Source organism: Acinetobacter sp. YH12049, from assembly GCF_013419875.1.
Lineage (GTDB): Bacteria > Pseudomonadota > Gammaproteobacteria > Pseudomonadales > Moraxellaceae > Acinetobacter > Acinetobacter amyesii.
This window is the reverse complement of sequence record NZ_VOZH01000014.1, coordinates 24185-37993: the sequence shown is the minus strand read 5'-3', so window position 1 is coordinate 37993 and position 13809 is coordinate 24185. Positions and strand designations below refer to the sequence as shown.

11 protein-coding genes are annotated in these 13809 nt (G+C 40.8%); all 11 read left to right on the top strand.

The genetic code is table 11. The annotated features are described in order from the left end of the window. The first annotated feature begins 44 nt into the window (after positions 1–44). The 11 genes from glnE (at position 45) to FTU05_RS07930 (ending at position 13799) form a co-directional block, all read left to right on the top strand. Complete coding sequence (gene glnE / locus FTU05_RS07980; protein WP_180164880.1) at positions 45–2804, top strand: bifunctional [glutamate--ammonia ligase]-adenylyl-L-tyrosine phosphorylase/[glutamate--ammonia-ligase] adenylyltransferase; 2760 nt, start codon at positions 45–47, stop codon at positions 2802–2804. Between the two features lie 18 nt (positions 2805–2822). After that, positions 2823–3749: a branched-chain amino acid transaminase gene (locus FTU05_RS07975; protein WP_078191262.1), complete on the top strand. Its 927-nt coding sequence runs from the start codon at positions 2823–2825 to the stop codon at positions 3747–3749. Positions 3750–3832: 83 nt separating this feature from the next. Beyond that, on the top strand, positions 3833–4723 hold the full coding sequence (locus FTU05_RS07970; protein ID WP_180164878.1) for an ELM1/GtrOC1 family putative glycosyltransferase: 891 nt from the start codon (positions 3833–3835) through the stop codon (positions 4721–4723). A 12-nt stretch (positions 4724–4735) separates the two neighbouring features. Then, positions 4736–5545 carry a polysaccharide deacetylase family protein gene (locus FTU05_RS07965; RefSeq protein WP_180164876.1) on the top strand — a complete coding sequence of 270 codons (810 nt, stop codon included), beginning with the start codon at positions 4736–4738 and terminating at the stop codon, positions 5543–5545. A 14-nt stretch (positions 5546–5559) separates the two neighbouring features. Further along, positions 5560–6552, top strand: coding sequence for a glycosyltransferase (locus FTU05_RS07960; protein ID WP_180163278.1), 993 nt, complete (start codon positions 5560–5562; stop codon positions 6550–6552). Further along, a complete protein-coding gene (locus FTU05_RS07955; RefSeq protein WP_180163277.1) occupies positions 6545–7582 on the top strand; it encodes an ELM1/GtrOC1 family putative glycosyltransferase in 1038 nt (345 codons plus the stop codon). The genes FTU05_RS07960 and FTU05_RS07955 overlap by 8 nt, the downstream gene beginning before the upstream one ends. 39 nt (positions 7583–7621) lie before the next feature. Continuing rightward, on the top strand, positions 7622–8653 hold the full coding sequence (locus FTU05_RS07950) for a hypothetical protein (RefSeq protein WP_180164874.1): 1032 nt from the start codon (positions 7622–7624) through the stop codon (positions 8651–8653). Continuing rightward, complete coding sequence (gene pseB, locus FTU05_RS07945) at positions 8643–9656, top strand: UDP-N-acetylglucosamine 4,6-dehydratase (inverting) (protein ID WP_180163275.1); 1014 nt, start codon at positions 8643–8645, stop codon at positions 9654–9656. Before FTU05_RS07950 ends, pseB begins: the two co-directional genes overlap by 11 nt. Positions 9657–9710: 54 nt before the next feature. Next, a complete protein-coding gene (gene pseC, locus FTU05_RS07940; RefSeq protein ID WP_180164872.1) occupies positions 9711–10880 on the top strand; it encodes a UDP-4-amino-4,6-dideoxy-N-acetyl-beta-L-altrosamine transaminase in 1170 nt (389 codons plus the stop codon). Next, positions 10877–11743, top strand: a complete 867-nt coding sequence (locus FTU05_RS07935; RefSeq protein WP_180163273.1) for an aldo/keto reductase — start codon at positions 10877–10879, stop codon at positions 11741–11743. Before pseC ends, FTU05_RS07935 begins: the two co-directional genes overlap by 4 nt. A 10-nt stretch (positions 11744–11753) precedes the next feature. Continuing rightward, positions 11754–13799, top strand: coding sequence for an aminotransferase class III-fold pyridoxal phosphate-dependent enzyme (locus tag FTU05_RS07930; protein ID WP_180163272.1), 2046 nt, complete (start codon positions 11754–11756; stop codon positions 13797–13799). Positions 13800–13809: the final 10 nt, after the last annotated feature.

Below are 13809 nucleotides of genomic sequence, written 5' to 3'. Positions count from 1 at the left end.
ATCAACTGTTATAACTAGAAAAAAATCACGCTAGGGTTTGTGAAATGAATGCGGAGCAATTGCAGAAAACATTACGTGCCAGTCAATATGCTGAACAGGTGCTCGGAATCCATCAGGCCAGTTTAGAACAAGACTATGCAATTGATCAGTTTCAAACCTCGCTCAGTACAGCACAAATTCAACATTTTGTCGCAAGCAGCCTTGCCGATATCCAAGATGAAAATAGTTGGATGCGTGCAATTCGTGTGCTGCGCGCACGCCTCATGTTCCGTTGGATTTGGCAAGATGCCAATCAACTCACCGATGTCGTCACCTTAACTCGAGAGCTTTCAGACTTTGCCGATGCGTCCATCTGTGCGGCAAAAGATTTTGCACTGAATCCGTTGATTGCGAAATATGGCGAACCGCTAGGCTATAAGGGGAAAGTTCAAGACCTGATTGTGGTTGCCATGGGAAAACTTGGCGCACAGGAACTTAATCTTTCAAGTGATATTGATCTTATTTTTGCCTTTGATGAACAGGGCGAAACCAATGGTCGAAAATGTATCGATGTACAGCAGTTCTGTATTTTGTGGGGACAAAAATTAATTTACCTGCTTGACCATATTACTGCAGACGGCTTTGTCTTCCGTGTAGATATGCGTCTACGCCCATGGGGTGATGGTTCTGCCTTGGCAATCAGTCATGCTGCATTAGAAAAATACTTAAGCCAACATGGCCGAGAATGGGAACGCTATGCCTGGATTAAGGCACGTATCGTCACGGGGGGTAAAGAAGGCGCTGAGTTGCTGGAAATGACCCGACCTTTCGTCTTCCGCAAATATGTCGATTACACTGCTTTCGAAGCTATGCGTGAAATGAAAGCCATGATCGAACGTGAAGTGCTGCGTCGTAATATCGAAGATGACATTAAACTCGGTGCAGGCGGAATTCGTGAAGTAGAATTTATTGTTCAAGTCTTTCAGCTCATCTATGGCGGTTCAAAACTCGAGTTGCAAGACCGTCAATGTTTAGTGAGTCTGCATCATTTAGGTGAAGTTGGATTATTAGAAAAAACCGCAGTTGCTGATCTAGAAGATGCATATTTATTTTTACGTCGCATTGAACATGCGATACAAGCGCTCAATGATCAGCAAACCCAATCGTTGCCACATGAGCCTGAACCACGCCAACGTATTTTAGATACTTTAGGTTTTGCATCTTGGGTTGACTTTTTGCATGTACTCAATCAGAAGCGTGCCAAAGTCATTTACCAATTTGAACATCTTATTAAAGAAAAAGAACCCGATCCGTTATTGGAAAGTTATAGTCATTTAGAAGCCCAGTTGAACGATGTTCTAGATGATGATGCCAAAAATTTAATTCACGAATTTTGGTATGGACATGCGCTGAAAAAATTACCTGCCAAAGCTGTACAGCGCTTAAAAACCTTTTGGCCACATCTCATTGAGGCGATATTACAGTCAGATAAACCTCAGGTGGCCTTACTACGTCTCATGCCTTTGGTGGAGTCGGTGCTGCGCCGTACGGTCTATTTGGTGATGCTGATTGAGAGCAAAGGGGCATTACAACGATTAGTGAAAATGGCAACAGTGAGTCCGTGGATCTGCGAAGAATTGACGCATTATCCCGTGCTGTTGGACGAGTTTTTGTCGATGGATTTTGAGCTGCCAAAGCGTAAAGATTTAGAAGACTCTCTACGTCAGCAACTGCTTCGAATTGAAATTGATCAAGTCGAAGACCAAATGCGTGTTCTTCGATTATTTAAAAAATCCAATGTCTTAGCAGTAGCTGCTAGTGATGTTTTGGCAGAAAGTCCGTTGATGAAAGTGTCGGATGCATTGACCGATATTGCTGAAGTGTCGGTGAATGCAACCTTGCATTTGGCATATCAAATTGTTGCCAAAAAACATGGCTATCCAATTGATGCAGAAGGGCAGCGTTGTTCGATTGATCACATGGCTTTTGCGGTGATTGGCTATGGCAAGGTGGGTGGCATCGAGCTGGGTTATGGTTCGGACTTGGATTTGGTGTTTATTCACTATATGGACGAACAAGCCGATACGGATGGACAGAAACCAATTAGTGGCTTTGAATTTGCTATGCGGGTGGCACAAAAATTTATGTCCTTAATGACTACGCAAACCCTAGATGGTCGAGTGTATGAGGTGGATACACGTTTACGACCTTCGGGAGAGGCGGGGTTATTGGTGACCAGCTTAAAAGCCTTTGAGCAATATCAACATAAAAATGCTTGGGTCTGGGAGCATCAAGCTTTAGTACGTGCCAGAACCATTGCAGGCGAGCACAGTTTACGGATTGAAATTGAAAACTTGCGCTGCAATATTTTGACGCAGCCACGAGATGAGAACAATGTTCGTGCAGAAGTGCTAAAAATGCGCCAAAAAATGAAAGACCATCTAGGTTCTTCTAAAGAGCAGCAAAAAGATGGAATTTTTCATTTAAAACAAGATGCAGGTGGTATCGTTGACATCGAATTTATGGCACAGTATGCAGTATTAGCATGGAGTGGGTCGAATCCCGATCTCGCCCATTACTCTGACAACGTACGAATCCTTGAGGATGCCGCAAGAACGGATTGCTTATCCAGCGCCGATGCGACAGCATTGATTCAAGCTTATCTCCGTGAACGAGCCGAGAGCCACCGTTTAGCACTTGCGAATCAATCCATGCAAGTTTCAGCTGACGATTGGCACGATACCCGAGTGGTCGTTTGCAAGCTATGGCAAAGATTAATTGATCCAACTGCAACGTTTGCATTGGATAAAAATGACTGTGTGTAAAAATTTGGAGTGTGTGCCATGAACTTGGCTGATCGTGATGGTTTTATTTGGCAAGATGGACAATTGGTTGACTGGCGTGAGGCGAAAACTCACGTATTAACACATACATTGCATTACAGCATGGGTGTGTTTGAAGGCGTCCGTGCTTATGAAACTCCGAATGGAACGGCTATTTTCCGTTTAAAAGAACACACTAAGCGTTTATTAAATTCTGCAAAAATTTATCAAATGAAAGTCCCATTTGATCATGCAGCATTAGAACAAGCTCAAATTGATGTGGTTCGTGAAAACAAATTGGCTTCTTGCTACCTACGTCCAATTATTTTTATTGGTTCAGAAAAATTAGGTATTGCAGCAACTGACAATACCATTCATGCCGTTGTTGCTGCATGGAGCTGGGGTGCTTACCTTGGTGATGAAGCGATGGCGAAGGGTATCCGTGTTAAAACGTCTTCATTTACGCACCATCATCCAAACGTGACCATGTGTAAAGCAAAAGCATCTGGTAACTATACTTTGTCCATTCTTGCACACCAAGAAGTGGCACATGCTGGCTATGACGAAGCAATGTTACTCGACCCACAAGGTTATGTATGTCAAGGTTCAGGCGAAAACGTATTCTTAGTTCGTGATGGCGTGATTCATACTCCTGACATCGCGGGTGGTGCACTTGATGGTATTACCCGTCAAACCATTATTACGATTGCGAAAGACCTTGGTTTTGAAGTGGTTGAACGTCGTATTACACGTGACGAATTCTATATCGCTGATGAAGCATTCTTTACAGGTACTGCTGCTGAAGTGACGCCAATCCGTGAATATGATGACCGTCAAATTGGTGAAGGTTGTCGTGGTCCAATCACTGAGCAAATCCAAACTGCATTCTTTAATGCGGTTCAGGGTAAAGACCCTAAATATGCGCACTGGTTAACTTACGTAAAATAAGCTGATCGGTTAAGATGAAAAGGCGAAACTAAGTTTCGCCTTTTTTATTGGCTTGAAGACATTGAATTTTTGGGAAAGTGACTATGCATATTGTTTATGTCAGTGATGGTAAAGCAGGACATCGCTCACAAGCTTTGGGTTTATTTAAAGCCATGCAGCGCCAATCTCAGGAAGCAGTCACTTTTCAAGAAATTTCAATTGATGATTTGCCTATAGTGACACTTATTTCTGCGCTATTTAGCCATCAGCTTCATGCCGTAGAACACGAGCCAACTTATATTTTTGGCGTCGGCAGCCATACTCATTTTCGTGTATGGTTATTCGGACAAGTTTATCGACAAGCTAAAACCGTTATTTTAATGAAACCAAGTCTACCTTTTGCTTTGTTTGATTATGCGGTGATTCCAGAACATGATGGGGTTACTGCATCCAAAAAAGTGTTGGTCACTCAAGGTGCATTAAATCCAATTGTGAATGAACAGCGCCATCAGCAAGGGCGAATTTTGATTGCCTTAGGTGGCTCGTCGAAACGCCATCAATGGAATGATGCAAAAGTACTTAACTCAATCCAACACATAACCGCAGATAACCCAGAAGCAGAAATTATATTAACCACCTCTCGTCGTACACCGAAGGCATTTTTGAACGTATTGGAACAACAAAATTTTTCTGCGCAACTTCAGATTTATCCAGTGGAACAAACGCCGCAAGGTTGGATTTTTAAGGAAATGCAAAAAGCCGAAGCCGTCTGGGTGACAGGGGATAGTGTGTCGATGATTTATGAGGCACTGACTGCGGGGTGTAAAGTCGGGGTGATTGAAGTGGATCGTTTGAAAGAGGACCGTATTACAGGTTCGGTGGATTTGATTTTGCAAAAGGGTTTGGTTTCTTTATCAACTTCAAGTTCGGAATTGACTGAACCTAGTGCTTTTAAAGAAGCGGATCGTGTGGCAACATATCTTTTGACAAAATAACTGGTCGTAACCGTGATTTATATATTCATTTTTCTGTTGGTTTTGATGATTGCATTTAGTCTTAAATATGCATGGTGGAAACCAGCGGTAGATTGGAAAAGACCGCGCGTCTTAATGTATCACATGGTACGCGAACACATTGATGGTGCAAAATTTAATAAGTTGAGGGTGAAACCTGAAGAGTTTGAGAAGCAAGTGGCTTGGATGAAAGCCGAGGGTTTTTATTTTGTGACGATGCATGAGTTGCAACAAAACTGGGGACAGCATCCGGAAAAAACTGTTGCCATCACATTTGATGACGGTTATCTGGATAATTTGGAAAATGCTTATCCAATCTTAGAAAAATATCAAGCTAAAGCGACGATCTATGTAGTGGTGGATCGTCATGACCGAGACTGGTCAACCTATAAAAAAGCTCATCACAATAGCGGTGAGTTAGCGCGAGAACCTAAACTGAATGATGAGCAAGTTCAGTATCTGGCACATAGTGGTCTTGTTGAAATTGGTTCGCATACTTTGACACATGCCAATTTGGATAAATTGGATGATGCAGGATGCGTGTTTGAACTTACAGAATCTAAAAAACAATTAGAGCAATTAATTGGTACGTCTGTGAGTAGTTTTGCTTATCCTTTTGGTATTTATTCGAATCGTGATGTATGTCTGGCAAAGGAAGCAGGTTATAGTAATGCTGTGACCACCAAAGAGGGGATTGATGGTCTCAGTCCTGACTTTATGCAATTACAACGGATCAAAATTAGTGGTAAAGATTCGATGTTGGCAGTGAAATGCCGTTTGAAACTTGGTCAGCGTGGATTATAACAGAGAGAAGAATCATGCATATTTGTTTGGTCATGGCCGGTGATGAAGAGGGTGGTTTAGAAAAACATGTAGTTGAATTGGCACAGGGCTTAACTCAACATGGACATGTTGTTACAGTAATTGCGCATGAAAAATACCGAGCACGTTTGGTGCCGCTTAATTTTATTGCAGTTGATCTGAGCAAAAGTCGCCGTAATCTGTGGGTTTTATATCAACTATATCAAGCCTTAAAAACATTAAATCCCGATATCGTTCATGTGCATGGTAACAAGGCAGCTGTCATGGTTGGGGGATTGTTGCCATTCCTTAAACAAAAAAGTGTTGCAACGCTGCATAGCCGTAAGAAAAACACAAAAATGTTTAAGAATTTTGATGCGGTGATTGCCGTTAGCCCAAATGCAGCAGAAGTATTAAATCATCCAAATAAATGTGTTGTCCTGAATGGGATTGTTCCGCCTATTTTAAATCCTACGATCAAAAAACCTGCACAGCCGATTGTTTTGGCTGTGGGACGATTGGTGCCTGTTAAAGGTTTTGATATTTTAATTCAGGCGTGGAAAGGTATCGAAAATGCTGAATTATGGATTGCTGGAGAAGGTTTTGAGCAGGAAAAACTGGAACGGCTCATCAGTGATAATCATTTGAATGATACTGTTAAATTATTAGGTTATCGAACGGATATCACCAGCTTAATGCAACAGGCTTCGCTTTATGTTATGTCTTCTCATTATGAAGGTTGTCCTTATACCATGGTGGAAGCGTTATTGTGTGAAACACCCATGATTTCAACTGCAGTTGGAGCAATGGCTGTTATTTTACCGCAGCAATATTTATGTCCTGAAAATGACGTCCCGGCATTGCATTTGTTAATACAGAAAGCTTTGAATGATTTTGGACAAATTCAAATGGATCACCAGCCTGTATTTGAATTTGCTAAAGAGCAATTGGTACTGGATGGTATGATTGATAATATTGAAAAAGTTTATGGATCAGTACTTGATGAATGAAGTGAAGCCATTCATATTGGCGATCTCTGATGGTAAAGCGGGTCATGAAACACAGACGCAGGGTTTGGTACAGTTGCTTAATGCATCCAATGAATTCGAAGTAAAATGGATTACAATTAAACTTCCTGATAAATGGCTTTACCGTTATTTAAGATTTTTACTCAAATTTTCCTGTAATACTGCTTGGCTCAAATACTTTATAACTCAGGAAGAATGGTCTCGGCTTCATAATCGAACGATACGTTATATTGTTTCATCGGGTGGAAACACGCTTGTGGTAAATGCTTTATTGAAACAGTATTTCTGTGAACAGAATAAAACTCAAAATATTGTTGCAAGTTCTTTACATGGGATCCCAGCACGATTGTTTGATGTTGTATTTACTATTCATAAAGAACAAAAACAATTTCCTCATTATGTTTATTATCCGATTGCGCCCAACAAAATGACAGCATTGCCATTAACACAAACTCAGTCACGTCAGCACCTGGGGATTGAGGAAAATGAACAGGTAATTACTGTTTTACTGGGGGCAGATACAAAAACTGTAAAAATAGGATCGGTGGAAAAATGGGGACAGGCTTTATTGGAAATTCGCGCACAATATCCACAGGCAAGAATTTTATTGAGCTCCTCCCGGCGTACTCCAATCGTCTTTGAAAAATCTTTGGAACAAGTATTGCAGCAAGCAAACATTATCCATAAGAATGATCAATTTGTATGGGTCGCACAAGGGCAGAGCTGTGATGTAAAAGACTTTATTAAAGCCGCAGACTGGGTTTTGGCAAGCCCTGATTCAACTTCCATGGTCGCTGAGGTGATTATGGCTGAACAAAATTTGATTGTTATGGAAGCCGAGAGCATATCAGATGCAGATATTCAGCAGCAACTGGATTTTTTGCAACAACAGAAGCAACTTATTTTATGGCATTTAGCCTCTCCGGTTGTACTACGTGATTTGCTTAAACAGCTGGATTTAAAATCACATACCCAATTATTCAGTCAAATTTTAAAAAATGGCTTAAAATAATCAATAAAATAAATTAATTCTTCTGAATGTGAGTGATTTATGCAGGAGCCTGCGATGCTCGACCATGTAAATGAAAATACGATCGTTTTCGTAGTGGGGTCCCCGCTACAGTTATTAAATGCAATAGAAGCAAGAGATCGTTTTCATTTACAGGATAAAACACATATTTTTGTGATTTGGGCAAAATCGGTTGAATATCAGCAAATGTGTCAGATGCTTGATGCCGAATGGTCTGAAACCTATATTTATCAGCACACCAAGGCTTTTAAATTATTTTACTCATGGATGTTGTCATCTGTACTGACTACGTTGGGAAGTGTTCATCGTTTATATTTGGGCTACCCATTTAAAATACGGGCACACTTTGCCAATCAGTTGAAAGCGGAAAAAACTATCTTTCTTGATGATGGTAATGCATCATTGATTCTAGCTCAGGAACTCAGTGGTCAGGTGCTTTATCAAAAGCATCAGCCACAATGGTACGACCACGTATTGCTTAGAAAGATTGATTTGCAGTATGCAAAAAATGCTTATTTCTTTACAGCATATACAGAAATGCAATGGCCATTAGAAAAAGTCATTCCGAATGATTATCGTTGTATTAAACAGCATGTAGATAGTGTTAATTGTGGTGTGAATACTGAGGTGATGTTTATTGGTTCAGCAATAGCTGGTGCCGTTGTCAACACAGAACAAGAAAAACATCTGATTCGGGCTATGGCTAATTATTATCAGGAAAGTCAGGTTTTATATGTTCTACACCGGTTTGAAGATTTTGCATATTTTCAGTCAGAATTTAAAGAATTGAACATCACATTTGTGCAATTTGACAGTGCAGTGGAACTCGCTTTATTTCAGAATAAAATTTATCCAAAAAAGATATCGAGTTTCTGTTCTTCTGCTTTAAACACCTTGGCAATGCTGTATGATTGTCACTTTGAAGTCTTGGCAATTCCTCAGCCCTGGATGGAAACGAGTGTGGCTAAACGATTAGAAATCATTTATGAGGACTTTGCTCAACGGGGAATTTTCATTCAGGATATTACTAAGGAAATTAACAATGTCGCTTAATGCGAAATCTATTTTAATCACAGGTGGTACAGGTTCATTTGGTAAAGCGTTTGTGAAGCGTATTCTTACGGACTATCCAGAAATCAAACGTGTTGTCATCTTTAGCCGCGATGAGCTCAAACAATTTGAAATGAGCCAGACTTTTAGTGAAGCTGAATATCCAATGATTCGTTATTTCATTGGTGATATTCGTGATGAGGCCAGAATTCGCCGAGCATTGGAAGGCATTGATATTGTTGTGCATGCAGCTGCTTTGAAGCAGGTTCCTGCTGCTGAATACAATCCATTTGAATGTATTAAAACAAACATTCTTGGCGCTCAGAATCTGATTGAAGCCTGTCTAGATTCCAACGTAAAAAATGTTGTTGCACTCTCTACAGATAAAGCCGCAGCACCAATTAACTTATATGGTGCAACAAAGTTGTGTTCAGATAAGTTATTTGTAGCAGCAAATAATATTAAAGGCCCACGTGAAATGCGTTTCAGCGTTGTTCGTTATGGCAATGTTATGGGCAGTCGTGGTTCTGTTATTCCATTTTTCCTCGGTAAGAAGAAAAGTGGGGTGTTACCGATTACAGATACAGCAATGACACGTTTTAACATCTCTCTAGATGATGGTGTGGATATGGTGTTGTGGGCAATTCAACATGCATTGGGCGGCGAGGTTTTAGTACCCAAAATTCCATCTTACCGAATTACTGATGTCGCAGAAGCCATTGCACCTGAAGCAGAACATCCTGTTGTTGGTATTCGACCTGGTGAAAAAGTACATGAAGAAATGATCACTGAAAGTGACAGTTTCAATACTTATGATTTGGGACGTTACTTTGCAATTTTACCTTCTGCTGATCAAGTGCTAGGGAAAAAATATGCAGAGAAAGAAGGTGTGGTCAAAGTTCCTGAGGGCTTCTGCTATAACTCTGGCACCAATACTGAGTTTTTAAGTGTAGAGGAAATTCGTGAATTAATTGTTCAACATGTTGATTCATCATTTAAAATTTAAAATTTATTCGCCTGATTTCATGTGCTGAGTCAGGCACCATTTAGAGTCCAGAACATGATACCTTATGGTCGCCAAACCATTTCTGATGAAGATATTGCGGCGGTTGTCGCTGTTTTAAAATCTGATTTTCTGACGCAGGGCCCAGCTGTTCCACAGTTTGAGCAAAGTATTGCAAATTATTGTGGTGCCAAATATGCGGTTGCAGTCAATAGTGCAACCTCAGCATTGCATATTGCCTGCCTAGCATTAGGTGTCAAGGAAGGAGATTATGTTTGGACGACACCAAATACATTCGTTGCAAGTGCAAATTGTGCCCGTTATTGTGGGGCAAAAATCGATTTTGTTGATATAGATCCACTGACATTTAACTTGTCGCCTGAAAAACTTGAAGAAAAATTAAAGCAGGCAGAACAGAAAGGTTGTTTACCCAAGGTGGTGATTCCTGTCCATTTTTCAGGCTTATCCTGTGATATGGAAAAAATATACGCATTATCAAAACAATATAATTTTAAAATTATTGAAGACGCATCTCATGCGATTGGTGGTCGATATCAGGACACAATCATAGGGTGCGGAAAATATAGTGATATTACAGTCTTCAGCTTCCATCCTGTTAAAATTATTACCACCGCAGAAGGTGGGATGGCAGTCACCAATGATCCGGAACTCGCCACACAGATGCAACTGTATCGTTCACATGGCATCACCCGTGATGCAGATCAATTGCTTGAAGAGAGTCATGGTCCCTGGTACTACGAACAACAGCAACTGGGTTTTAATTATCGTATGACCGAATTGCAGGCTGCTTTGGGTACAACACAATTGACTCATTTGGATGAGTGGGTTGCACGTCGCCATGAACTCGCGCACAGATATGATGCGTTGTTGGCAGATTTACCGGTCATTTTACCGCAGCATTCTGGGCGTGATTATTCGGGATTACATTTATATGTGATTCAATTGGATGAATCCAGGACATCATTGGACCGTAAATTTATCTTTGGTGAATTACGACGTTTGGGAATAGGGGTAAATGTACATTATATTCCTGTACATACCCAACCTGATTTCCAGGCGCTTGGTTTTAAATGGGGAGATTTTCCTCATAGTGAATATTATTACAAACGCTGTATTTCACTACCTTTGTATGCAACTTTGACAGATGCTCAGCAAGACCAGGTGGTGAATACCTTATCTCAGATTTTGACAGGAATTGCTCAATGAAACTGGGGTTGGGAACTGTTCAGTTTGGTTTGAGTTATGGCGTTGCCAATGCTTCTGGACAGGTCAGTCTGACTGAAGTTAAAAATATTTTAGCTTTGGCTCATACAGTGGGTATTCGAACTTTGGATACAGCAATTGCCTATGGCAACAGTGAAGCGTGCCTAGGGCAGGCAGGGGTAGAACAGTTTAATATTGTTTCCAAACTCCCTCCATTACCTGAAAATGTAGACGTAAATGAATGGGTGGAGACACAAATTCAGGCCTCTTTACAGCGACTAAACTTAAAACAGCTTGATGCATTATTATTACATCGCTCATTAGACATTGTTGAGTCACAAGGTGTGGTGTTGCAGCAGGCTCTGCAGCATGCTGTTGATCGAGGTTGGCTAAAAGCAGTGGGTATTTCGATCTATAATCCTGTCGAACTTGAGCAGATTATTCCAATATGGAAGCCCGATTTAATTCAAAGCCCTTTGAATATTTTTGATCAGCGTTTGATTCAGTCTGGCTGGTTACAAAAGCTTAATGAGCTGGGTATTCGGGTACATACTCGTTCGGTTTTTTTACAAGGTTTGTTGTTGATGCCTGAGGAAAATATTCCTGCATATTTTCAACCGTGGACTAAATATTTGTCTGCATGGCATAAATGGTGTAATGAAAAGAATATTGAGCCGATTGCGGCTGCAATTGCATTTTTGAATGGAATTACAGAAGTTGAAAACATTATTGTTGGAGTGGACAGCGAAGCTCAGCTGCAACAAATTGTGGAAAGTGCCCGCGTACAGATCGATACCGATTGGCAACACTGGGCAATTTCAGATAAGGCACTGATAGAGCCTTCACGTTGGCAACTGAATAAATAAGTTGGAAAATATGTCACAGGTTCACTCATTACGTATTATCGCAATTGTACAGGCCCGTATGGGTTCCACCCGTTTACCCAATAAAGTGATGTGCCCGATTCAGGGTGTTCCAATGATTGAAATACTTTTGAAGCGTTTGTCAGCATCAAAATATATTAATCAAATATGGCTTGCCACTGCACAAAATCAAATAAATGTGCCCTTGGCGGAACATGTGATGGGGATGGGATATTCGGTATATCAAGGCGATGAAAATAATGTCCTTGATCGCTTTTATCAGACAGCTGTGCAAGCTCAGGCAGATGTTGTTATCCGGATTACAGGTGATTGTCCTTTAATTGATGCACAACTTGTCGATCAGGTGATTGATAAATATCTGTCAAGTCATGCCGACTATGTGAGTAACTGTTCACCTGCAAGTTTTCCTGATGGACTTGATACAGAAGTATTTTCATTTCAGGCACTTGAAAAAGCATGGCGACAGGCTGAAAGCCCGTTTGACCAAGAACATGTTACTCCGTTTTTACGTAATTCAGGCTTATTTAAAGTTGATAGTTATTGCTCTACAACAGATTATTCTGATGAGCGTTGGACAGTCGATGAACAAACCGATTTTGATGTTGTAGAAAAAGTTTTTCAGCATTTTCATCCTCGTATTGAATTCAGTTGGACTGAAGTATTGGAACTGCGCCAGACTCAGCCTCAAATTTTCGCAGCAAACCAGCATTTGATTCGAAATGAAGGAGCAACGATGAGCACAGGTCAAAAACTTTGGAAGCGTGCTAAAAGTGTCATTGCAGGGGGCAATATGTTGCTCTCTAAGCGACCAGAAATGTTTTTGCCAGAACAATGGCCAGCATATTTCAGTCGGGCCGAAGGTTGTACAGTATGGGATCTTGATGGTATAGCCTATACGGATATGACCATTATGGGTGTAGGGACCAACACCTTAGGTTATGGTGATCCTGAGGTGGATGAGGCAGTGCGTCAAACCGTAGCAGCAGGAAATATGTCTACTTTAAACTGTCCTGAGGAAGTGTATCTCGCGGAAAAGTTAATCGAGTTACATCCTTGGGCTGATATGGTACGTTTCGCCCGTTCAGGCGGTGAGGCCAATGCATTGGCGATTCGTATTGCCCGTGCAGCAAGCGGCAAAAGTAAAGTTGCTATTTGTGGCTATCATGGCTGGCATGATTGGTATCTTGCCGCAAACCTGGGTGATGAAAAAAATCTGGCGGGGCATTTATTACCAGGCTTGGAGCCTAATGGTGTGCCTGAAAATTTACGCGGTACTGTTTTTCCTTTTAATTATAACCGTTATGATGAGTTGGAAGCCTTGGTGAACCAGCATGATATTGGTGTGATAAAAATGGAAGTATCACGTAATCATGGTCCTGAAGATGGCTTTTTACAAAAAGTTCGGGATTTAGCGACAGCAAAAGGAATTGTACTAATTTTTGATGAATGTACTTCAGGATTTAGACAAACCTTTGGTGGATTACATAAACTATATGGCGTAGAGCCTGACATGGCCATGTTTGGTAAAGCGTTGGGTAATGGTTATGCAATTACCGCAACCATTGGTCGTAAAGAAATTATGGAAGCTGCACAGACTACATTTATCAGTAGTACCTTCTGGACAGAACGTATAGGACCAAGTGCTGCGTTAAAAACATTGGAAGTCATGGAAAAAAACCATTCGTGGGATATGATTACTCAGACAGGCTTAAAAATTAATGAGCGATGGAAGCAGTTGGGTCAAAAGCATGGCTTAAATGTTTTAACAAGCGGTTTACCTGCATTGACGAGCTTTTCCTTAAATAGTGATAATATGCTTGCCTATAAGACGCTGATTACTCAGGAAATGTTGAAAAAAGGGTATTTGGCTAGCAATGCCATTTATGTTTGTACCAAACATACTGATGATATTGTAAATGGCTATTTTGAGGCATTGGATCCAGTGTTTGCATTAATCAAAGAGTGTGAAGATGGTCGTGATGTACATTCTTTATTGAATGGCCCTATTTGTCATGCTGGTTTTAAACGATTAAATTAATAGGTTGATT